The organism is Pseudoalteromonas sp. 2CM39R, from assembly GCF_023161845.1.
Window position 1 is genome coordinate 446,075 of the sequence record NZ_JALNTM010000001.1, and the last position, 23,946, is coordinate 470,020.

Sequence of the window (23,946 nt, forward strand, 5' to 3'; positions counted from 1 at the left end):
TATGACTGATTTAATAAAGCCGTTTTGGTGGCGCTGTTTGCTACTTGTTTTAGCTACTTTATATTTATTACCCGAGGCAATTTTTAATGCCCAGTTAGTCTCTTTAGTCGGTTTAGGTACCCCTTCGGCAGAAGACCTTGAACACCTCGAAATTTATGGCCGAGCTGTATCTGGGGTGGGTGTTGCGCTGCTGTTAGCTGACTTTCTACCTAAAGCCATGGTTGCCAAAGTAGGCCGTGGGATTATCTCGTTTATCGCTTTATTGTGTTTAGTTTGGCCGGTGGTGTTTTTTGGCCAAAAATATGCCATTGAAAAAACCTTAATTGAGCCTTCAACCGCAGAGCAGCGTCAGTTTGCTACCTACAGTGCTGCACTTAGAGATGCGCTAGCGATTAACTCAATTAAAGTGAATGACCTTGATTACAACCCTGAGCAATTACATAGCTCAGAAAACCTGACCTTTTTGGCGCTATTTGGTGGCTTACTGTATAGCGATGCCGCGCTTTCAGACAACCTAGAGCAAGATAAGCGTAAGATTATTGCTGCGTTTGTACAGAAAAAAGCGTATCAAGATTTTGATAAACATTATAAAAACTACAGCCAGTTATATGATGAGCTGGTGGTTAAATACAAAGCCTATGCTGATGGCAGTAAAAAGTACAACAGCACTTTGGCAAGTATAGGCGAGCGCGAGCAAGGTTATTGGCAGCAAGTTGAACAAGAGATCAATAGTGGCTGGAGCAAATACCAACAAGCGCAAAAAGCCCATATTGCAAAAGCGTCAGCACGCGCACAAAAGTATGGCCCGAAGATTTATGATTACCACCACAGCATTGCAAAATGCCGTGAGCGTTATGACAAAAGCAGCGAAAAAGACCGCCGAAATCGTTGTTATGAACGCGAAGTAGCAGACTACCGAAGCAATATTTTAAAAGCCGGTATTGGCTACATTGAGCCTGATTACTGGCTTATTGAAGAAGATGTTTCGGTTGCTGAAAATGCCGCAGGCACTATTTTAATGGGAGTACTCACTGGTGGTGTTTATACCGCATTACAAGCTGCTAGTTTAGCAACCGGTGGTGATGGCGGCTTTAAAGACAAGCGCTACAAATACACCGATGACCCAGATCATTACCAGCTGCGTTTTTTACAACATCCAAATTTTCATAAGATGTTTGTGAGTGAAACGGGCTACCCATTTACAATCGAAAACTTAATGGCGTTTCGTGCTCACGAAACAACACAAAAGAAGCTTAGATCACATTTTGCCAGCAAAGGGTTACAGCTTGAAAGCAACTGGAATGTGAATCAACGCCAAGCATTTGCTAATGCTGTTGCCAATAAGGTTACAAGTGAAGCTAATGCACAATGGCAAAGCGAAATGCGTAAACGCGGCATGAGTTTAAAGCCAAACTTAAGCTGGGTTGCGTTTCAGCTACACCCACAAATTCAAGCAAAAATTGCAGACAGAATGGGTGATTTATACGTAAAAAACATTCGTTCCGATTGGAATAAAAAGAACTTTAAAGACAAGGTGCTTGATCCAAACATTGCAAAACGGACCGACAAATACCTAGCCATGCTTAATAGCTCAGAAGGTAAATTTGCTGATGGTGGCGAGTATGCTGAGTACGGTAAGCAAGCATTGCGTTCGGTGATTATTCCGCCTATTTCGATGTCGTTATCACTGTTTTTGATTTGCTTAACCTTTAGCAAGCTGCCGTTAAAACTGTGGCAACTGGTTAAACCTAAGCAAGAAAAGCAACCAACCACTGCTGTATCTGTTTTGCAAAAGCTGATTATGCCTGCGCTGATTTTGATAGTGCCAGTAATGTTTGTGCATAACACCTTTACCGAAGACGATCAAAGCCCGGTTAACTACTTTTTAGACAAGGTCGATGAGTCGAGCAATCCGGTGTTTAGCTATGCTATTCGTTGGACTTTGCATGCCCAGCCTCTGCTGCATCCTTTAGGGTTAAAGTTTGAGGAAAAACTGCATATTTACGAGAACTTTAGCCCGCTGAGCCATGCTTTAGCCAAGGTTGATATTTTGCGCCACGGCGATGCCAGTTTAAGTGCTGAGCAGCAACAGCGTAGACAATATCTGGTTGAGCAAAAAACTAAACTTACCATTACTACAAACCCGGCGAACGCCACTATTCGCATTATGAATATAGGCCCTAAATACCGCCCAGGCATGACTTTAAAAACTGGCGCTTATGATATTCAAGTGTCGGCGCCTGGATATAAAACGTATCGACGTTGGCACCAAGTAGATGCTGGCGAACAAACATTAACCATTGATTTAAGCAATTAATTAAGCAAGGAATGAAAATGCAACATTGCCAAACTACGGTGTATGCCACCGATCTTCACTGTTGTGATTGTGGAGAAGCTCTTGAGCAAAAAAGACAAATGCACACGGTTGAAGAACTCAGTCCTGACTTGCTGGTTGATGTAAAAAATTATGCGCCACAAGCGAGTACGATCACAGGTGTTGTGAAGTCGATGTATTACTATAAGCGTCGTTATAAAACCAATAACGACAACATGCTATACGGTTATTGGTGGCTAGAAGTTGAAGACAAAGACGGCATTATTCATGAATTTAGTGTTGATGCTGAAAAAGATGTGATTGCTAACCTACAAAAGGGGAATGTGATCACCGCTTTTCAGGAAACACCGTTAACGCTTAATTATCGCATTGCTGATGGCAATGCTAGGCGGGTAGTTAAAAATGACCGCTTTATGCCAGTTGTAATTGTGCATTTTGCCGACCAACAATATCGCAGTTGGGACAAAACCATTAGCCGAAACTACACTGGCGGAACGATATTGTGGCTGGTGCTAAGTGTTATTACATTCTTAATCATGTTGTTTGCTGCAAAGCTTGAGTTTTTGCCTGCGCTACTTGCGTCATTGCCAGTTGCTATTGGTGTATTTATGGCAGAGCACAACTACCATAAAAAAGCCAAAGCCAAACAAGAAGCAAAGTATGATGCGATTTTAGCGGCAACAGATGTGATGCTATCGACCACCCTTAATCAATTGGGTTATAACATGCTTGCAAGAACGCCAAGTAAGTCAGATGTTATTTGTATCTCTTGCCAGCAGCGTATTAGCCAAGATGCTGCGCATTGTTATTGCTGTGGCGCTAAGCAACACGTTGAAGCGATTGCTGAAAAAGAACAATCACTTGCAAAAGATGATGAGCAAGCCATTAGCATTCAAAAAGCGTTAGAGCCAAGCAAAACAAAACCAACCAGTATTGCCCAGCTTGAGTATGCCATTATGGATGAGTATAGCCTTGCATATGAAAACGCTTATGAGCATAAAAATGTTTGGGCACGTAACGAAAAAGGCACCATTAGTCATTGTGCCGTGCTTGGCAAAGTATTAGAAAAAGAGCAAAGCGCACATGCAAATGAAAGCCGCCAAACAGTGACCACGACAGAAACTACAACCACTTATCGCGGTGGTATGTATGTTGGTAGTGATGTTAAAGAGCGCGTTGAGGTATATCGTAATCGTAGCACCACCTTAAAAGGTGAAATCATGCTCGAAACCGCATCGGGTGAACCGTTTATTTTTAAAGCGGGTGAAGATTTACTGGGTTCTGTTGATATTGGTGATTGGGTGTATTACGCCTACAGCAGTGTTGATACTAAGCGTTACTCTGAGTATTACCGTGAGTATGCGGTTAATGTGAGTAAAGACATTAAGTACAACAATTCTTCAGTCAGAAACTTTGGTATGGTGCATGGTTTTAACCGTATGGTATTGCTTGGTCTTACGTCAGTAGGGCTAGCGTGGTACTTTGATGCCCGTGATTTTTACCCATTAGTAAATACACTTGTACCAGATGCTGGTATTGATTTACTCAATAATTATCCGCAAGTGGTTGAACACTTAGATGGCCTACCAGTTGCTGTGTTTATTGTGTTAAGTGTGGTTACAGGCGTTTGGGGCTTTATTTATAGCCAAATAAACGGCTCACGTTTAAAGCGTAGTGTGAAAAAGCTTGAAAGCATGATCACAAAATTTTCAAAACAGTTTGGTAAAGTTTCTGAGCAAATTAACAAATTGAACTAAAAAGGGTTTCGCATGCGTATTTGGCAATTGGTTTTAGCGGGTTTATTAGCGTTCAGCTCTCTTGTAAAAGCGGAGCAAGAGCAATCTGTGGTACTTATTTCGATAGATGGATTTCGCTGGGATTACATTGAAAAACACCATGCAAAGCACTTAAAAGCAATCAGTGAACAGGGCGTGAGAGCTAACAAAATGCGTCCTGTTTATCCGACCAAGACTTTCCCGAATCATTTGTCGATTATTACCGGCTTATTGCCTGTTAATCATGGCATTGTCGAGAACCGCTTTTGTGATACTGAGCGTAACGACTGTTACAAAATGGGTAAAGGGAAAGACGACAGCACTTGGGTAAATGGCATTCCGCTTTGGAACCTTGCACAAATGCAAGGCTTAAAAGCCGCCACCTATTTTTGGCCTGAATCAGATGCGCGCTTTAACGGCATGCTACCTGATTACTTTTATCATTATTCAAAACATAGCGATTACCAAAAGCGTGTTGATCAAATTATCCAGTGGTTGAGCTTACCAAAAGCACAGCGCCCACGTTTAGTGATAAGTTATTTTTCGTTGGTCGATAGCATGGGGCATGAGTTTGGCCCTGATGCTAAAGAGACTTATGACGCAGTGCAAAAGCTAGATAGTTTAATGGCTGATTTATCGAACCGTTTAAGAGCGCTTGATGAAAACATTAACTTAGTGATTGTGTCTGATCACGGTATGGCCTCTGTAGATCCAAGCCTTAGCATTAAAATTGATAGCCTGCCGCAAGACGAAAACTTCATCGTGCAAAACACCGGCCCTCGGGTTTTATATTATGCAAAACCAGATAGCAAAGCAGACATCAGCGGATTTAGTAAAAAGCTCGCTCAAGCCGCTGATGGTCGCTATATCGTGCTAAGCGAGCAGCAAAAGCGTGATTATCACTACGATAAAGGCCCGCGCGTTGGCGATATTATTTTACAAACCGACGCGCCTCGGGTGTTTACCGACAGTAAAATGGCCGGTTATTTAGGCACCCATGGTTACGCTTACAGCGAAGATATGGCTGCTACCTTTATCGCCACCGGCCCCGCCTTTAAACAAGGCCTTCGTTTAGACGAAGTAAGTAATTTAGATGTGTACCCGCTGATCGCCAAAATACTAGGCCTTGAGATTTTAAGCCCAATCGACAGCGACGGTGAAAGTTTATGGCCCGCGATTGAGGAGTAGTTGTGAGTTAGCGAGGGGAAAGGCTTTAGGGGAAAGGCTTTAGGGGAAAGAGTAAAGTTAGAAAGGGGAAAGGAGCTAGGAGTTAGGCGCTAGGACGCGATATAAAATCGCTGGCTTTTAGTCGTTAGAGGTCAGATATTAGATGTCAGTCGATCAGTGGGGTTGATTAGGTCGTGTGCTCTTCTCAGCGATTTAAGCCTTGTAGGAGGTCTTGTAGGAGGTCTTGTAGGAGGTACTTTAGTGCCGAATCAAATATAAATCAGAGCGGTCAGCCTTCAGCCTTCAGCTTTCAGACGCGCGAAACAAGTAGCGGATTTTTAGGGTAGGTTGGGTCGAGCGGAGCGATACCCAACATAATCCATGTAAACCTTTTTATTTTGAAAAATAAACCAATCAATCAAACGCGATGTAAAATCGCTGCTACAAACTCGAACTCGTTCCTCGTCACTTACTCAAACCATTCCCGGCTAAAGCCAGTCCTACGGGGTAAACATTAGGTTCTGGGCGCTGGGTTTTAGGCGTTAGGACGCGATGTAAAATCGCTGGTTTTAAGTCGTTAGAGGTCAGATATTAGATGTCAGTCGATTGATCTGTGATCTGACCCCGATAAAGTAGACACGGGGTTTAATTAACTTGTTCGTACTGCATGGGACTTTTATACCCTAGGGTGCCATGCCTTCTTACTGAGTTGTAGTATTTTTCAATATAAAAATACGTTTGTGTTGTCATTTCACTACGACTCAGTTCATTTAAATTCTTTATCCACTCCTTTTTATACTGCGCGAAGAAGCTTTCTGAGCATGCGTTATCCCAGCAGTTGCCTTTTCTAGACATACTCACTGTGACACCTCTATTAGTTAACCACTTCACAGTTTCCTTTGCGACATACTGAGCTCCTTGGTCTGAATGAAAGAGCAAGTTCGCACCATCAGGTTTGCGTGCTGACCATGCTTTTCTCAGTGTTTTAATAACTAACTCGGCGTTGTTTATCCGACTTGTTACCCAGCCAACAACCTTACGAGAATACAAATCAAGAACGACGCATAAATACTGCCAACCATCTTTACAGCGTACTTGTGTGATATCTGATACCCACACGGTATTTGCTGTCTCAACATTAAACTGGCGTCGTAATAAATTACTCGCTTTGATTGTACCTTCTTTCTTCGCGCGACTTGTATAGCGTCTCTTACCTGACTTTGAACGGTAGCCAACGCTTTGTAATAGTCTCTGCACACGCCCTTTACTGCAATCAAAACCATGCGCTACCGCTGCCTCCCAGAGCTTCCTATAACCAGGAATGCAGTGCTCTTGGTCGCTGACATGCTTTAGAAATTTCAGTAATGAACTGTTCTCTTTGTGGCGTGTGCTAGGTAATTGCTTTAACCATTTATAGTATCCAGCCGGCGACACAGATAACCAACTGCACAACTTCTTCACTGTACGTTTGGCATCTGTGACCTTGTGGATATATTCGAACCTTATTCTTTTAGGCTGTCGAAGTAGACCTTCGCCTTTTTTAAAACGTCATTCTCCAACTGAGCACCTTCGAGTTGCTTCTCAAGCTTGCGAATTTGGCGTTCTAAATCTGTGTATGACTTGTCTGGGCCTTGGTTCTTTAATGGCTTTGCTGTTTTCTTCTTCGAGGTCATATGACTTCTCCAACTTGATAGCATGTCAGGATGAATTCCGTATTTATTCGCGACCATCTTAACTGTATCTGTGGTGTCTAACGACTCTTGAACAACTTTTATTTTAAATTCGAGGGAATGTTTACGATATGGTTTTACTTTCATGATTACTGACTCCAAAAAGGTGTCTACTTTTATGGAGTCAGATCAGATCTGTTGGATAGGTTAGGTCGTGTGCTCTTCTCAGCGATTTGAACCTTTTAGGAGGTCTTGTAGGAGGTACTTTAGTGCCGAATCAAATTTAAATAAGAGTTGTCAGTCAGGCGCGCGAAACAAGTTTCACGCCTACGAATTAAGAGATTAGGTTCTAGGAGCTGGGCGCTAGGTACTAGGCTCTAGGACGCGATATAAAATCGCTGCTACCTCGTATCTCGCACCTCGAATCTCGTATCTCTTAACTTTACTCTTTCCACTTTAAACTCGCTAACTTACGACATTTCCACTTTAAACTCGCTAACTTACGACATTTCCCCTTTCCACTTGTAGCTAGCAACTCGTAGCTCGTAACTACAACTTCGTTACCCACCCGTATTCACCATGGCTTTGAAACTTGTAGCTTTGATTACCGGCATCAAATTGGCCTTGTAGGGTGTTTTCTGTGAGGGTCATCACGGCTTGATGGCCTGTTTTAGTTTGATCATTGACCTTGCCAAACACACTTCTATCGCCATTGCTGGCTTCGATGATGTTACTAATTTCTACGGTGTAACTAAGATATTCATCGATCACTAAAATAAAGTGATCGCCGGGTTGTAGGGTTTTTAGGGTGTCTAAATCAAATTCGCTGAATGCGGTGTTTGCTAATTGGTCAGGCAAACGGCCTTGTTTGTATAGGTAATCGTGCGCATGATTAGATAGCTGATTAAGTGGCGCAGTTAAGTTCACAATGGGTTGTGGGGCTATTTGATCGGCTTCTGCTTTGTAAGAGGCAACAAACTGCTGTGTGCTGGGTTTTGTTTTAAAACCATCACTTTGAATATGCCACTCATTTAGTGCAAATGCTGTAAGTGGCAGAATGAAGATTAATGCAAGCGTCCTGTTCACATGTTTCTCTTACGGGTTTTTATGTTAACTCATTGTTAGTTTTTACCTCAAGTTAACAACTCGGTCAATAGTTAATCACTAAGTAGAGGTTTTTATTATCGTGTCGATAAAATTAATTTGTTTTACTCGGCTCTGAATGCTGAGCATAATCCGCGTTTTTATGTCACCGAAACTCCAAGACTAGAGGTACCGACTATGCGCGGGTGGATCATTTATAAAGATAGCCAAGGCTTGTTAAAGCAAGAAACCTATGAAGCAGGACTTTAGGCATTGAAGTAGCCAAAGAGCCTTGTTTGGAGGCCGTTTAAACTTTCAAAAGGCGTGTTTATAACACGCCTTTTTTGTGTCATCTGTATAGTAAATAAATCTTAAAATACTACAAAAGTGTACAGTGCCATCTGGCAAATCATAGGATATGGTAGATTTTTAATTGCCAAGGAGTGTGTACATGAGTCAGCTCATCAGTCGAGCAACCGCGGGTTTAGTGGCCGTTATTATTGGCTTTACCAGTTCAATCGCGCTTATTTATCAGGTTGTTATGGTGTTAGGTGGCACACCTGATTTAGTTGCCAGCTGGGTATTAATGCTGGGTCTTGCGATGGGTGTCAGCTCGATTGCGTTGTCTTATTACTACAAAGTACCCATTCTTATCGCTTGGTCAACAACCGGAGCGGCACTCCTTATTTCAAGTGCCCAAGGTTATAGCTTAAACCAAGCTGTTGGCGCGTTTATGTTCTCTGCTGCGCTGGTGTTTTTATCTGGTATTACCGGCGTGTTCGAAAAAATGATGAACAAGATCCCTAGCCAACTGGCCTGTGCCATGCTTGCTGGCGTGCTGGTGAATTTTGGTATTGATGTGTTCAACTTTATGAATGAGCTGCCTTTAGTGATTGGGTTAATGGTGGCTGTTTATTTATGTGGCAAGCGTTACTTCCCACGCTTTGCTATGCTTGCTGTGGTTGTGGCGGGATTTTTAATGGCAGGTGTAACAGGGCAAATTGATACCTCTAGCTGGCAGTGGAAAATGAGCGAGTTTGCTTATATTGCGCCTGAGTTTGACTTGAACGCTATGATAAGTGTTGGGTTGCCGCTATTTATTGTGACCATGACATCGCAAAACTTACCGGGTATTGCTGTTTTAAAAGCGCACCAATACAAAGCCCCTGTATCGGCAGCGCTAAATGTAACCGGACTATTAAATGTATTTATTGCACCATTTGGTGGCTATGCCATTAACCTGGCGGCTATAACGGCTGCCATTTGTATGAGCCCTGAGGCAGATAAAGACCCAAGCAAACGTTATTGGGCAAGCATTGCTGGTGGTGTTTTTTACATTATTATGGCGCTCCTTGCGGCAACCTTGGTTGGTTTGGTAGCAAGTTTGCCACAGGCATTGATTTTGGCATTGGCAGGCATTGCGCTATTCGCCACTATTGCTAGTAGTTTACAGCAAGCTTTAACTGAGGCGTATTATACCGAAGCCGCTATCGTGACCTTTTTGGTCACAGCTTCAAACCTAACTTTGTTCTCGGTTGGTTCTGCATTTTGGGGAATTGTTGCAGGTACGGTGACCTTGGTTATGACTCGTAAGGATTAATGTCAGGTTTCAATATTAAAAAAGGCCCTAGTTACTGTATATAATAGCTAGGGCCTTTCGTTATTTAAGTAATGGTTTTATTACTTCAAACATTGCATTGATGTGATCACTGCGGGTATTGAGTGCTGGTATGTAGCGATACTTCTCACCACCTGCATGTTCAAAAATTTCACGGTTTTCGCCTTCAATTTCTTCTAACGTTTCTAAACAGTCGGCACTAAATGCAGGGCTTAGAATTGCAACGTCTTTAATACCTTCAGCAGGGTAGCTTTCAAGGGTTGCGTCTGTGTATGGCTTCAACCATTCAGCTTTACCAAAACGGCTTTGGAAGGTTGTTACAGCAAAGTCTTTCTCAAAGCCAAGTTTCTCTGCCACTAAACGGGTGGTTTGCATACAAAAACAATAGTAAGGGTCGCCGTTTTCTAAAAATAGTTTCGGTGTACCATGGTACGAAAACACCAACTTTTGCGGCGTGCCATGGGCATTTAGATCTTCGCTAATGCTAGCAGCTAGGGCATCAATGTAAGTAGGATTGTCGTGATAACCATTAATAAAGTGCAGCTCTGGCACCCAGCGCCACTTACGAAGAACATTCGATACAGCATCAAACGTTGAGCCAATAGTAGTGCTTGAATATTGCGGGTACATTGGCAGTACAATAACGCGAGTGATGCCTTTTTCGCGCAGCTCTTCAAGGCCCGCTTCAATTGAAGGGTTACCGTAACGCATGGCCATGACCACTTCAGTGTCGTGGTGTCCTTTGTCTTTTAAAAGGGCTGCCAATTTTTTGCTTTGCTCTCGGGTAATATGCGTGAGCGGTGAGCCGTTTTCAGTCCAGATGCTTTTATAAAGTGCTGCTGAGCGTTTTGGGCGTAACGTAAGTACAAAGCAATAAAGGATGATCATCCAAATAAAACGTGGGATCTCGACAATTCGAGGGTCCGATAAAAATTCGCGTAAATAAGTTCTAAGTGCCGCGGTAGTAGGGGCGTCTGGGCTCCCTAAGTTGGTAAGTAAAATGCCCGTTTTTTTGTTGAATCGGCCGTCATGCGGCTTATCGGTAATGGCGGAAAATCGCGACACTGAGTGCTCCTGTATGAAGTAATCGTAATATAAATCACATTGTAACGAAGTAAGCTGATTATGTGATCACTTTATTCGCTAATTTTTGATCATGATCCTGAAAGGATTCGGTTTTCTTGCTTCAAGCTGCTGCAGTTTTGCAATTGATTTTGCGCCAAACACATGCCCTTTAGGTAATAACAAAATACCGTCGTAGCTTCTTAGTGCGTGCCCAAGTACCATCCCGTTTTTAAGATCTTGAGCCGAGATAATTTTCATGGTGCCGACTTTTTGATCGCTGGCACACTTAATTTCTATGTTGTTAAGGGCTTCTAGGATTTTAGGGTGATAATAAGTTCCACTATATAGCTGTAGTTGATCACGTGCTCTTTCAAAGTCACTTTCGTCTGCGCTCTTGAATTGTTCAACCGCTAGCCAAAAATCTCTCGCTACCGCTAATATCATAGCTTTTAATGGAATTTCTTTTCCTTTTAGGCCTTTAGGTTGGCCTGTCCCATTGTAATGCTCAAACTGGTAATAAATCGCCTCAGAGACATCATGTAAATGGGTAGCAGGCATGAGCATTAACTGCGCGGTACTTGGGTGGGTGTAAAAGATTTTTTTTTGGTTTTCGGTTAGTTCTCTTGTTGGCTTTTTATAAAGCTCAGGCTCCATGGCGAGCAAGCCAATTTGTGCAAGATAACCTGTTATTTCTGCTCTTTCAATTCGCTGTTTTTCTAAGCCAAGGCTTTGAGCTAGTTGCTTACAAGTTGTGGCGATATTTTGCGCTTGGTTACCATCTAGGTAGGGGTTAGCGTTTATAAAGTTATATAAGATTTCGAAGGTGGTACGGTGCTCGTGTTTTTCACGCTCGTTGACTTCTTCGAGTTGTTTGAGCACTTTTCGAATTTGTAACGTACGCTTTTCTACCATTTGCTCAAGGTTGTTGTTTAGCTCTTTTAACTGGCTGTTTTGCGCTTTTATTTTTTGCTCTAACTGCTTGTTTTGGCGCTTTAATGAGGTTTTTTCTATGCCATCACTAATATTGCGTAACAGCAATTCGTTTTGCCATGGCTTTTGGATATAGGCATGGATTTTACCTTTATTGACCGCGGCAATGGTGTTGTCGATATCTGAGTAACCGGTTAGCAAAATCCGGTGTGGTTCTGGGTCAATATTAAGTGCTTGCGCAAAGAAGTCGGCGCCGTCCATATTTGGCATACGCATGTCGCAAATGATCACATCAAAGCTATAAGTAGCCAAAACCTTTAGCCCTTCAAGTGGATCTGAGCAGGCTTTTGCAGTGATGTTATTCGCTGATAACAGGCGCAAAAGAGTCCTCAAGACGATTTCGTCGTCATCAATGCATAAAACCTGAATATGTTGTTTGCTAACTTGTTCTGCCATACCGTTTTACTATGAGTCATCGTTAATCAATAACATAGCCTTAAATCAAGCCTTGTGCTAGGTTTTAAAAGAGACAAACAGAGTTTGAGATGAATATGGATGACTTTAAGCAAGCCTATTTGTTAGAAAAAGCGGCCAGAGAAGAAGCTGAACAATTGCTCGCAGACAAAAGCCGTATTCTAGTGGCATTAAACAGTGAGCTTGAGCAAAAAATTGCTGATTTAGAGCACCATCAAGCTATGTTCATTCAAGCCGAAAAAATGGCCACTTTAGGCACTCTTTGCGCTGGGGTTGCCCATGAAATTAATAATCCACTCGCGTACAGTATCAGTAATGTTGATTGTTTAAAAAATTACTGTAATTACTTTAGTGAGCTACTTGCAGTATGTGATGAATTTGCCTGCAACGATACCGATAAAGCCACATTTTGTAAGCAGTTAACTGAGCTCAATCAAGTACACTCATTTCGCTTTATGGCTGATGATTTACCTGAATTAATAAGCGACACGTCGCAAGGGCTGCAAAGGATCAGCAAGATTGTTGCTAATTTACTAGACTTTTCTCGGCCCAAGGGTCACGACAAACAATTTGCTGATATGACAGAGGCGGTAAAAAGTGCCGTTAAACTACTCGCAAACCAACTCCGTGATTGTAATTTACAAACCCAATACAGCCCTATATCGCAAAGTTGGTGTAACTTACCTGCAATAAGCCAAGTAATTGTCAATATTCTGATAAATGCTAAGCAAGCGTGTAACAGCCTAGGTGAAAAAGCTGAAATATCTGTCGCTGTGTATGAGCTTGAACAGCATATTTATATCGATGTTGAGGACAATGGCGTCGGTATGTCAGAACAAACCATTGCGAAAATATATGATCCCTTTTACACCACAAAACCTGTTGGTGAAGGCACCGGTATGGGGATGACCATGGTATATGCCATAGTGCATGAACACCAAGGGTGTATTGATATTCAAAGTACAGAAGGAATGGGCACACGTATCAGTTGCGTGTTTCCGGTACAAAGTCAGGTCAGGAAGACTGTAACTAGCTGACAGCATTTCAGTTGTTGCAAAAATTTGTGGATTCGCTAGTGTAGGAATACACCCATAGCAAAACAAAATGCAAAGGCTCAATATGCTTAACCAACAAAGTTCGGATGTATTTAAAAATTACCTCGCTAGTCAAAGTGAAACGAATCAAGTTAGTTTGGACCAAGTACTTGGTTATATGTCTGGCTTATTAGCCTGTTCAGAGTTTTTTGGTGAATCAGAATTAGCAAACTATATTGCTGACAATGATGAAACGGTATTCAATACCTTAATGACAGATTCTGAGCCACGCGATGCAATGATTGAGCTGCTTGATAACATCACCGAAGCTCAAGTTGAACAAAAGAAAATCTTAGCCGAATTATACCCAAATGAAGTTAACAGCAATGAACCAAGCCAAGCACTACAGGACTTTTGTAGTGGTTATATTGCAGCGTATATTGTTAACCAAGATATTTGGCATAGTGACTTACAATTTTTACTCAACGCTGATTCGCAGCAAGAAAACGAAAGCGAAGATGGTCAGCTGTTTATTGATAACTTTGAAGCTACCCTCGATTTACTTACCACCTTTGCAATGTGGGATCAGGCGCGGGCAAATCACCCTGAGCCAGAAAAACTAGGTGAAGGGTTTGTCACTTTCTTTAATGCGCTAGACGAGAGTTTATCTGAAATTGCCACCATGGCGTTAATGCTTGAAGATGAAAAACTGGCGATGCTTGAGCAAGATCAGTAAACATTTCCCTCCTCAGTAGAGATAAGCTGATAGTTGCATTATTTTGCTTATTTCTACTGAAAAACGAATAATTTCCACCGTTAAAGTTCCATTAATAGTACAAATGGAAATATTTATACATAAGTCGTATCTTATTTTTCTTTCCTTTTGTGTATTTGTTGATAGGATGTTTTTCAAGAGTTAACTCGCAGGCTTGAGTTAGCTTTCAAAATCGTGATTTCTAAAATCAACAACACGTGCTTAGTGCTTTTCTTAATTTCTCCAAAAGGGGCGTCTTTTTGTTTTAAGTAAAGCCAAAATATCAACAGGATACACATGACAACACATTCTTTAAGTATGCTGGCCGTTGCGGTTAGTGTGGCTGTTTCTGCGACTTCAGTGCAGGCAGCAGAGCAAGCACCTGCTGTAAAAGCAGATAAAAACATCGAACAAATCTCTGTATTAGGCTCACGAGTTGCCAATCGTACGGCTACCGAATCAACATCGCCAGTTGATTTAATTGATGCGGACGACTTAAACAAAGGTGGATTCACTGAGCTTGGCCAAAGTCTGCAAGCGACGGCTCCTTCATTTAACTTTTCTCGTACGCAAGTGTCAGATGGCTCTGACTTATTTAGACCTGCAACTCTTCGTGGTTTACAGCCAGACCAAACGTTAGTGCTTATCAATGGTAAACGCCGTCATAACCAATCTATTTTTGGCTTAAATGGTACTGTAGGTGCTGGTGCTGCAGGTACCGATATGAACGCGATTCCGCTTACTGCGTTAAAAGGCGTTGAAGTACTTCGTGATGGTGCTGCGGCGCAGTATGGTTCTGATGCGATAGCTGGTGTGATTAACTTATCTTTAAACGATTCAACCGGTGTCACAACAGGGTATGTGCAAGCAGGTAGCACAGGTGAAGGCGATGGCGACACTATTTCAATGGGTTTAAACCGTGGCTTTGATTTAGGTGATGAAGGCGGCTTCATTAACTTTTCTTTAGAATACCGTGATGCTGATGGCACCAACCGCGCAGAGAGTGATACTGGTGGCTCAGTTGATGTACCAGCCGGTACGCTCTCTGACGAAGTTCGTTGGGGACAGGGTAATGCTGATAGTGAATTTACTTCTGTGTTTTATAACATGGCATTACCTATGGGTGAGACCGAGCTTTACTCATTTGGTGGGTACTCAAACCGTACTGCGCTAGGGAATGGTTTTTACCGTAACTTTGACCAAGCAGCGAAGAACGTTGTGCAAGTGTATGGCGATGGCTTTTTACCTCGTATCGATAACGAAGCCGAAGATATTTCGTTCTCACTAGGACTGCGCGGTGAGTTAAATCCAGATTGGAGCTATGACGTATCTGCCGTATATGGTGAAAATAGCTATGACTTCACTTCAAAAAATACTCTAAACGCCTCGTATGCTGCTGAATATGTGGCGAACAACCCTGATGCAAACGATGCTGATATTGCTGCTAATGCAGGCCCTAATGGCGGTTACTCAGGTGGCTTTAGATTTGATCAAACAACTGTAAATGCAGACCTTAATGGTATTGTTGATATTGGTCGCAGCGAGCCTTTATATGTATCTGCGGGTGCTGAATACCGTAAAGAAAATTATGAAATCGTGCCGGGCGAAGAAGCCTCTTATGCATGTGGTTTAGCTAATTCAGATAGCTCATACCCTGCGGTAAACGACAGCAGCGTATTCGCTGAGTGTGGTTTCCAAGCTTATAACGGTTTACGCCCTGAAGCGTCAAACAAAGAGAGCCGTCACAGCTATGCATTTTATGTAAATGCCGAAACGCTGATCACGGATGCATGGCAAGTTAGCACAGCGCTTCGTTATGAAGACTTCTCTGATGCCGGTGATGACATCATTGGTAAGCTCGCAACGCGCTATGAAATTACCGATGACTTTGCCGTGCGTGGTGCGATTTCTTCTGGCTTTAGAGCACCATCACTGCAACAAAGTGCCTATACAGCTTACACCACAAACTTAGGTGCTGGTGGCGTGTTATTGCAATCATTTACAGCAACAGCGGGCTCTGATTTTCCCTCAGCACTTGGCGTTGATAGCCTTGGCCTTGAAAGCTCAGAAAACTTAAGTGCAGGTTTTGTTTACAACGTAACCAGCGATTTATCGCTAACCGTTGATTTTTACCATGTTGCTATTAAAGACAGAATTACCCTTGGCAGCTTAATGTCGGCGGACGATGTTTCGTTTAGTGCCGAGGCCGTGGCCGCGCTTAATGCAACAGGAGCACAGCAAGCTAACTACTTCTCAAACTCAGTTGATTCAACCACTAAAGGGGTTGATATTATTGCTTCGTACCGCACCGATTTGTATGACGGTAATTTCTCAGCAACCTTTGCGGGTAACATTAACGAAACTGAAATTGATGATGTAAATGCACCTGAGGGTATTCCTGAGTCAATCGCCCTTGATGATTTACAACGTAGTTTCTTAACAGACGGTCAACCAGGTGAGCGTGCTACGCTAACGTTTGAATACGATCGTGGCGATTTCAACAGCATGCTACGCTTTAACTACTATGGTGAAACTGACGTTAAATACTTTGGTAATGACCACATTGGTTTACCTGATGAGCTATCACCTACCGGTGAGTTTAAAGACACAAGCACGGTAGAATCAGCAGTATTAGTGGATGTTAACGTGGGCTATCAGCTAACTGATGAACTCATGCTATCGGCGGGTATTGATAATATCTTTGATGTAACGCCAGACGAGCTAGGCGAAGATGAAGCGCTTGATTTTATTACAAATAAAGCATTTAAATACCCTGTTCGTGCACTACCTTATGGTTTTGATGGTATGACCTACTACGCAAAATTAAGTTTTAGTTTTTAATTCCTAAGTTGATATGAAACTTAAATAGCGCCTAACGGCGCTATTTTTTTGCTTGATTGTAGTATCCGACATTTGTCGTTATATCAATGACAGTGTCTTTAATTAGAGAGTTGCAAGGGGGGAAGTTTGCGAGTTTCGAGGTGCGAGAAACGAGATACGAGAAACGAGATGCGAGATGCGAGATGCGAGATGCGAGTCTGTAGCAGCGATTTTATATCGCGTTTTATTTCGCTTCTTTGAGTTTTCATCTGCATTTAAGCACTTCAAAATCTATTTAGTAGAATGCTTCCAAATAACAAAATCCAACCTGCAACTATAATTGTGTAGTAGACCGTCGAATTAATTATTGGCTCTAAAGTTAAGTGTGGTGAAAATATGTTTTTTACCGGTTTAAAGAATAGCTTTGGGTTTAAGCTACCCGCTAACATTATAAGTGAAATTGCAAGACAACTAATGAACTCTAACCAGTCTAGGCCTTGTAATATAAGCGAATAAACACCGACAGTTAAATTAATAGTTGCAGCCAATCCGAACAAAATAGATAGCAGCTTTTCCTTTTTATTAAGCGTTTCCATACTGTAATACTCCTTATTACATTATTTAATACCTTTATATTTCGGTAAGTTACGAGAGTAAAGTTGCAAGGGGAAAGTTGCAAGGGGAAAGTTGCAAGGGGAAAGTTGCAAGGGGAAAGTTGCAAGGGGAAAGTTGCAAGGGGAAAGTCGCGAGTTTCGAGTTTCGAGTTTCGAGGTGCGAGATACGAGACACGAGTTTGTAGCAGCGATTTTATATCGCGTTTCTCTCGTACCTAGCCATGTAGGCGTTATGCTTGCATGGCGTGCGAAATAAATTTCACGCCTACGTCTAATAGCTTTAAATTTGTGTGGTGTTTGAGAGTTCATGGCTGAAGCCATTCCTACGAACGCATTAGATTTATATCCCGTTTACTCTCGTATCTCGTATCTCGTATCTCGAACCTCTCATCTCATAATTCGCATCCCTCACCAATGTCGAGCAATAAAGCCGCTGCTACGTAGGCGTTATGCTTGCGTGGCGCGCGAAATAAATTTCACGCCTACGTCGAGTAGTCTTATATTTGTGTGGTGTTTGAGAGTTCATGGCTGAAGCCATTCCTACGAACGCATCAGATTTATATCGCGTTTACTCTCGAATCTCGTATCTCTGACCACGCACCTCGAACCTCTCACCACGCATCTCTCACCACGCACCTCGAACCTAGCTCCTAGTCCCTAGCACCTAACCCCTCGAACCTAGTCCCTTTTAACTCGCTCGCATATCTCGCGCATTTGTTGTTTTATTTCCGGTTCTTTTTCATCGAACAATTTGGTGATACGTTCGATATAGGCATGGTTTTCTTCGAATGGCACACCGATTTCGTAGACATCGGCGGCTTCGCGTAGCATTTCTTTATCAAACTCACTGAAAATATCGACCATTTCTTGGGCTTTATCTCGTTCAATACCAAGTGCTTCAAATGATGAACGGCCCATGCGCATGGTGCTGTCGTAGGTTTCGCGAATAATATCTCGACAGCCGTAAGCCCATAAATCGTATACATGATGGCGATCAACAGCGCGGGCAACAACATGTAAATGCGGATAATTTTGCATCGCATAGCGGACTAATTTAGTTATTTGTTCAGCATCATCAAGTGCAACAACCAGCAGTTTTGCATCTTCAATGCCCGCTGCACTCAGTAGATCTGGTCGAGTAGCATCACCAAAAAAGTTACGAATACCAACACGTTCAAGGGCTTCGAGTTGTTTATAGTTGTAATCAATCACGGTGGTTTTATAGCCGCCAGCTTGTAAAATACGGTCAACAAGTCCTCCCATTCTGCCAGAGCCTGCAATTACTACATGACTATCATCAGGAAACTCTTCTGTTTCTTGCCCTGCTTGCTCACAAATAAAGCGCGGTGCTATTACACGCTGATACAGAATGAATAATCCCGGCGAAAGCAGCATTGATAAGGTCACAACCAGTAATAGCTGGTCGGCAATGACAGTGGTCAATACACTATTAGAAACACTGTAAGCCAGTAGTACAAAACCAAACTCACCAGCTTGTGCAAGCCCTAGTGCTAGTAACCAAAGTGCAGCACCCCTTAGGCCAAAAATGCGGCCTAAAATTAATAGCACAACTGTTTTAGTTACAATCAGGGCGCCGGTTAGTAGCACGATGATGGCTAGGTTATCTGCGAGTAATTGAAAATTGATACTTGCGCCAACGGTGATAAAGAATAATCCAAGTAATAGCCCTTTGAAGGGATCGATATTACTTTCGAGCTCATGTTTATAAGGTGAGTTTGCAAGCACAACACCCGCTAAAAATGTGCCAAGCGCAGGGGATAAGCCAACTAACGACATCATTAAAGCGATACCAATAACAAAGAATAGGGCTGTAGCGGTAAATAGCTCGCGAAGCCGAGCTTGTGCTACAAATCTAAAAATCGGTGCGGTTAAGTAGTTACCACCAAAAACGACGAGCGCGATCATACCTAAAGTAACCAGCGCTGCTTGCCAGCTCTCAAGGCCCGCCACCAAGCTTAAGCGAGCATGGCCGTCTTCGCTTGCATGAGCTGTATCTGCAATAACGGGCGCTATTTCTGGTAAAGCAAGTAATGGAATAAATGCAAGCATAGGTATAACGGCTATATCTTGGGTGAGTAATACGCTAAATGAGGCCTGACCACCATCTGATTTTAATAGCCCACGCTCTGAAAGCGTTTGCAGTACAATCGCGGTCGATGAAAGCGATAATATTAAGCCTATTGTAAGTGCTGTTTGCCAAGCATGACCAAATGCTAAACCAATTCCAGTAAAAGCGGCTGCTGATAAAACTACCTGGCCGCCACCTAGGCCAATAAGCTGTTTTCGCATTGACCAAAGCGCTTTGGGTTCTAGCTCTAAGCCAACAATAAATAACATCATTACCACACCAAACTCAGCAAAATGCTGGATGGCAATCACATCAACATTTAAAAATGTCAGTGTTGGCCCAATAACAATACCTGCGAGTAGGTAGCCAAGTACTGAGCCAAGTCCAAACTTGCTGGCAATAGGCACGGCAATAATGCCTGCAATAAGGAAAATATAGGCGATTAAGAGAAAGTCAGTCATCGTAATCCTGTTTGTTTTTAATTAACTATGGTTGTTTTCGCTAGTTTTGCCAGCAGCTAGGTAGTGAATGCAATCAAAATACGAATTTAGTCAGAAAAATGACAACAAGGCATGGTTTTTAGTAAAAGTAATTAAGACAAAATAAGGGGGAAAATCATCGTTTTTTTCTTAAAAATCGCTTGCGTAGCGCTTAGGTAGGTATATACTCGCAACACTTTAAATAGGAGCAAAAAATGAGCAAAAAGAAACAACGTACACAAGGCCAAGTTGATACTGGTCGTGGTGTAATTAACGATAATGTGTACGCCGCAATGGTTACATCTAAGCTGTTCACCGCAAAAGTAGAGAAACCTAAAAAAGGTAAAGGTGCATATCAACGTAAGGCAAAACATGCAGGACGAGAGTCCTATTTAATCGCTGCTTAATTAAGTTGTGATCAAATAGGATTTTTGTGAAAAGCAAACACTGAGTGTTTGCTTTTTTTATGACTAAATTTCGTGTTAAGAATAATTTTCACTCAATTTTTATAGAAATTTTTACCTGAAAACTAATTTATTCGTTATATACCCATAATCGATACGACAATTATTATCGTCTACCCTCACACAAGCACTGCTTGTTTTTTATACAAACCAGGAGAGCTGTGCTTTCCATGGTTAAATTATTGTTAATTATATGTTCATTTTTACTCGGTAGAATCATCCTCGTTTTTGCTTTTTGATAAAAATAATTAATTCTTTTTTAGTGGTTTTAAATAAGTTGTACACCAAAAAGTGCGTTTATTTTACCCTTTAAAGGTAAATGCAAGCTTGACGTAACAGCGCTTTGTGTTACTTTAAAGTTGGATTTGTAAAATAAATGTTATTAAAACTTTGGGCGGAGGGAGCGAATGAGCTCGCATAAATTAATAAAAAATGCCTTTAAGCTGAGTGCGCTGTCACTAGGTTTATACGGCTTTACAGCACAGGCTGCGATTGATTGCAGCAACTTAGAAATGTGGCAACAAGGGCAAACACATGTTGGTGGTGATCAGGTTCAGGCACAAGGTAGCGCTTATGAAGCCAAGTGGTGGACGCAAACCAACCCTGTGGAGACTTCTGGTGTTGATCAAGAGTGGCGTTTATTGGGTGTTTGTGACAGCGTTGTCAATGAAAATCAAGCACCTCAAATTAGCAGCTTAACACCCGCAGAGGGTTCTTTATTTACCACAAGTGACAGCGTTGTCATAAGCACTGTCGCTACTGATCCTGATGGTAGCGTGGCAAGTGTAGAGTTTTTTGTTGATGGAACATCGCTGGGTGTTGTGACAAGCACACCTTACTCAGCGAGCTGGCAAGCAACGCAAGGCAGCCATGTGATTAGTGCGGTCGCAACGGATGATTTAGGGCTAACCTCTACAGCGGTTGCACATTCAGTGAGTGTGTCTGATGACGTTGAGCCGGTTAACCAAGCGCCAGTGGCAAGCATTGAATTTAGCTCACTGCCATCACAAGTAACGGTGGGTGACAGTGTGGTGTTTGCGCTTTCTGGCACTGATAGCGATGGCCAAGTAACCGCATTATCGTTAACTGAAAACAGCACTGAAGTTCATCAAGCAAGTGCTGCTTCTTCAAGTTATAGTTGGCAGGCTCCAGCACTTGGGCAATTTTCATTTACCTTAACAGTGACCGATAACGAAGGCGCGACGGATACACAAAGCAAAGTTGTTAATGTTGTTGAAGCAACAGAACCAGGTACAGATTGTAAACCACAAGGCTTATACCAAACACCGGGTGTGAATACCCCATACTGTAGCGTATATGATGAAAATGGCCGCGAGAAAATGGGCGCCGATCATCCACGCCGAGTTATTGGTTATTTTACGAGTTGGCGAAATGGCGCCAATGGTCAGCCAAGCTACTTAGTTAATGATATTCCTTGGGATAAGATCACCCATATTAACTATGCCTTTGCGCATGTTGATGGCAATAACAAGGTCTCGATTGGTGATCCAAATGCCGCTGGCAACCCAGCGACAAATATGACTTGGCCGGGCGTTACAGGCGCTGAAATGGATCCAAGTTTTAGTTACAAAGGTCACTTTAACTTACTCAATAAATTCAAAAAACAACACCCAGATGTAAAAACCTTAATCTCTGTAGGTGGTTGGGCTGAAACAGGTGGTTATTTTGGTGAAGACGGTACTCGCGTAAACAGCGGTGGTTTCTACACGATGACAACCAATGCCGATGGCTCTGTGAACCAAGCGGGAATAGATGCTTTTGCGAAAAGCGCGGTTGAGTTTATTGAAACCTACGGTTTTGATGGTGTCGATATTGATTACGAATACCCATCGTCAATGAATGACTCAGGCCACCCTGATGATTTTCCTATCTCTAATGCTCGTCGCGCAGGTCTTAACGCCTCGTATCGTGTATTGATGCAAAAACTACGTGAAGAACTTGATATTGCAGGTGAAAAGGCAGGTAAGCATTACTTATTAACGATTGCTTCGCCATCTTCAGGTTACTTATTACGTGGCATGGAAACATTCCAAAGCGTGAAGTATCTCGATTACGTAAACATAATGTCTTATGACTTACATGGTGCATGGAATTCACATGTAGGCCACAACGCAGCCTTGTTTGATACCGGTCTTGATTCTGAATTAGCGCAATGGGGCGTTTATACCACCGCTGAGTTTGAAGGTATTGGCTACTTAAATACGGATTGGGCTGTGCGTTACTTCCGCGGTGCGGTTTCTGCAGGTCGAATCAATATTGGTATTCCATATTACACTCGTGGCTTTAAAGATGTGTCGGGCGGTACTAATGGTTTATGGGGCCAAGCAGCGCTGCCAGATCAATCAAAATGTGCTAAAGGGACTGGCGTTGGTGAGAAAAACCAATGCGGTAATGGCGCACTTGGCATAGATAACCTATGGCACGATAAGAACGATGTTGGTGAAGAAATGCCAGCAGGTTCGAACCCATTATGGCATGCGAAAAATCTCGAAAATGGTATTAACCCTTCTTACCTGGAAATCTATGGTCTAACGCCAGAAACCGATGCAGATGATGTGTTAACAGGTACTTATACACGTTTCTACGATGATGTAGCAGTTGCTCCATGGCTTTGGAATGCAGAGAAAAAGGTTTTCTTATCAATTGAAGATGAGCAATCAATGGCAACCAAAGTTGATTATGTTATCAACAATGGCCTAGGTGGCATCATGTTCTGGGAGCTTGCCGGTGACTATGATTATGACTCAGCGAAAGGTGAGTACTTCATGGGCTCAAGCTTAACCACACTTGCTTACGATAAATTTAACCAAAGTGGTGTGGCTTACAACACTCATCAAGGCAATGTTGATTTCACCCTGCCAAGCGAAGCGGTTGACGTAAGCTTTACTGTGAAAGATTTCCCGATTGGTGATGATAACTATCCAATTTCACCTACATTCGCATTCACCAATAACTCAGGTATCGACTTAAGTGGCGCGAAAATCAGCTTTGATGTGCCCGTTTCTACCTCGGCAATTTTCAAATCGAATTGGAATGCGCAAGAAAAGCTCGGCATGGCTGTAGAAGCGAATGGCTCTAATGCGGCTGGCGATAATATCGGTGGCTTTGAAAATGAGTTCCATCGTTTTTCAATCACCTTAGTGAATGAGTGGGGCGGTATCGAAAAGTCATTTAACACTGGTGAAACCGTTGAGGCGCAAGTTATGTACTACATGCCAATTACGGGCCCATCTAACTTCACGATTGAGAAAAATGGCAAAACCTACGCCTTTAAATTCGAATACCCAATGCTACCAGATGGCACAGCTGGCAGTGGTGATACTGGCGGTGACACCGGTGGTGATACGGGTGGCGAGGAAAACTGTAATGGTGTTGATGTAGCAAGCATCCCCGTATATCCAAATTGGCCGCAAACTGACTGGGCTGGTAACCCAAGCCATGCTGTTGGCGGCGACCTAATGAATCACAACAACGTGATTTACGAAGCAAAGTGGTGGACGAGCACAGAGCCAGGCACATCTGCTGACTGGACGGTGAGTTGCACGCTTTAACCA

At 42.6% G+C, this 23,946-nt stretch carries 15 protein-coding genes; 9 read left to right on the top strand and 6 right to left on the bottom strand.

Annotation, left to right across the window (positions count from 1 at the left end):
* The first annotated feature begins 1 nt into the window (after position 1).
* The 3 genes from MTF66_RS02005 to MTF66_RS02015 are packed head-to-tail and all read left to right on the top strand — an operon-like array spanning position 2 to position 5,298.
* The gene (locus MTF66_RS02005) at positions 2 to 2,317 is read left to right on the top strand and encodes a PEGA domain-containing protein (protein ID WP_248526172.1); all 2,316 of its coding nucleotides are present in this window, start codon (positions 2 to 4) and stop codon (positions 2,315 to 2,317) included.
* Between the two features lie 17 nt (positions 2,318 to 2,334).
* Positions 2,335 to 4,092 (top strand): hypothetical protein, encoded by a 1,758-nt coding sequence (locus MTF66_RS02010; protein WP_248526173.1) that lies wholly within the window; start codon positions 2,335 to 2,337, stop codon positions 4,090 to 4,092.
* A 12-nt stretch (positions 4,093 to 4,104) separates the two neighbouring features.
* Positions 4,105 to 5,298, top strand: coding sequence for an alkaline phosphatase family protein (locus MTF66_RS02015; protein WP_248526174.1), 1,194 nt, complete (start codon positions 4,105 to 4,107; stop codon positions 5,296 to 5,298).
* Positions 5,299 to 5,922: 624 nt separating this feature from the next.
* Here the strand turns inward: MTF66_RS02015 and MTF66_RS02020 are convergent.
* Both MTF66_RS02020 and MTF66_RS02025 read right to left on the bottom strand, forming a co-directional pair.
* Positions 5,923 to 7,094 (bottom strand): IS3 family transposase gene (locus MTF66_RS02020; protein WP_248526175.1). Its coding sequence is split into 2 segments (ribosomal slippage): positions 5,923 to 6,821 and positions 6,821 to 7,094, totalling 1,173 coding nucleotides; the frame shifts between segments, so codons are not numbered across the junction.
* Positions 7,095 to 7,496: 402 nt separating this feature from the next.
* Positions 7,497 to 8,033, bottom strand: a complete 537-nt coding sequence (locus MTF66_RS02025) for a hypothetical protein (RefSeq protein WP_058584454.1) — start codon at positions 8,031 to 8,033, stop codon at positions 7,497 to 7,499.
* 448 nt (positions 8,034 to 8,481) lie between these two features.
* Between MTF66_RS02025 and MTF66_RS02030 the strand changes: the two genes are divergently transcribed.
* Positions 8,482 to 9,630, top strand: coding sequence for a benzoate/H(+) symporter BenE family transporter (locus MTF66_RS02030; RefSeq protein ID WP_175083103.1), 1,149 nt, complete (start codon positions 8,482 to 8,484; stop codon positions 9,628 to 9,630).
* Positions 9,631 to 9,690: 60 nt separating this feature from the next.
* Here MTF66_RS02030 and hemH read toward each other — a convergent pair whose 3' ends face one another.
* Together hemH and MTF66_RS02040 are read right to left on the bottom strand one after the other, a co-directional pair.
* The gene (gene hemH / locus MTF66_RS02035; protein WP_248526176.1) at positions 9,691 to 10,713 is read right to left on the bottom strand and encodes a ferrochelatase; all 1,023 of its coding nucleotides are present in this window, start codon (positions 10,711 to 10,713) and stop codon (positions 9,691 to 9,693) included.
* Positions 10,714 to 10,791: 78 nt separating this feature from the next.
* On the bottom strand, positions 10,792 to 12,099 hold the full coding sequence (locus MTF66_RS02040; RefSeq protein ID WP_248526177.1) for an HD domain-containing phosphohydrolase: 1,308 nt from the start codon (positions 12,097 to 12,099) through the stop codon (positions 10,792 to 10,794).
* 95 nt (positions 12,100 to 12,194) lie between these two features.
* Between MTF66_RS02040 and MTF66_RS02045 the strand changes: the two genes are divergently transcribed.
* The 3 genes from MTF66_RS02045 (at position 12,195) to MTF66_RS02055 (ending at position 16,746) form a co-directional block, all read left to right on the top strand.
* Complete coding sequence (locus MTF66_RS02045) at positions 12,195 to 13,154, top strand: sensor histidine kinase (RefSeq protein WP_248526178.1); 960 nt, start codon at positions 12,195 to 12,197, stop codon at positions 13,152 to 13,154.
* Positions 13,155 to 13,236: 82 nt separating this feature from the next.
* Complete coding sequence (locus MTF66_RS02050) at positions 13,237 to 13,887, top strand: UPF0149 family protein (protein ID WP_248526179.1); 651 nt, start codon at positions 13,237 to 13,239, stop codon at positions 13,885 to 13,887.
* A gap of 315 nt (positions 13,888 to 14,202) precedes the next feature.
* Positions 14,203 to 16,746 carry a TonB-dependent siderophore receptor gene (locus MTF66_RS02055; RefSeq protein ID WP_248526180.1) on the top strand — a complete coding sequence of 848 codons (2,544 nt, stop codon included), beginning with the start codon at positions 14,203 to 14,205 and terminating at the stop codon, positions 16,744 to 16,746.
* Positions 16,747 to 17,009: 263 nt separating this feature from the next.
* Here the strand turns inward: MTF66_RS02055 and MTF66_RS02060 are convergent, their stop codons facing one another.
* Positions 17,010 to 17,321: a hypothetical protein gene (locus tag MTF66_RS02060; protein WP_248526181.1), complete on the bottom strand. Its 312-nt coding sequence runs from the start codon at positions 17,319 to 17,321 to the stop codon at positions 17,010 to 17,012.
* 696 nt (positions 17,322 to 18,017) lie between these two features.
* A complete protein-coding gene (locus MTF66_RS02065) occupies positions 18,018 to 19,889 on the bottom strand; it encodes a monovalent cation:proton antiporter-2 (CPA2) family protein (protein WP_248526182.1) in 1,872 nt (623 codons plus the stop codon).
* A gap of 233 nt (positions 19,890 to 20,122) precedes the next feature.
* On the opposite strand from MTF66_RS02065, the gene arfA reads away from it, so the two are divergent.
* Complete coding sequence (gene arfA / locus MTF66_RS02070) at positions 20,123 to 20,314, top strand: alternative ribosome rescue factor ArfA (protein WP_054563243.1); 192 nt, start codon at positions 20,123 to 20,125, stop codon at positions 20,312 to 20,314.
* A gap of 464 nt (positions 20,315 to 20,778) precedes the next feature.
* On the top strand, positions 20,779 to 23,943 hold the full coding sequence (locus MTF66_RS02075) for a glycosyl hydrolase family 18 protein (protein WP_248526183.1): 3,165 nt from the start codon (positions 20,779 to 20,781) through the stop codon (positions 23,941 to 23,943).
* Positions 23,944 to 23,946 lie beyond the last annotated feature (3 nt).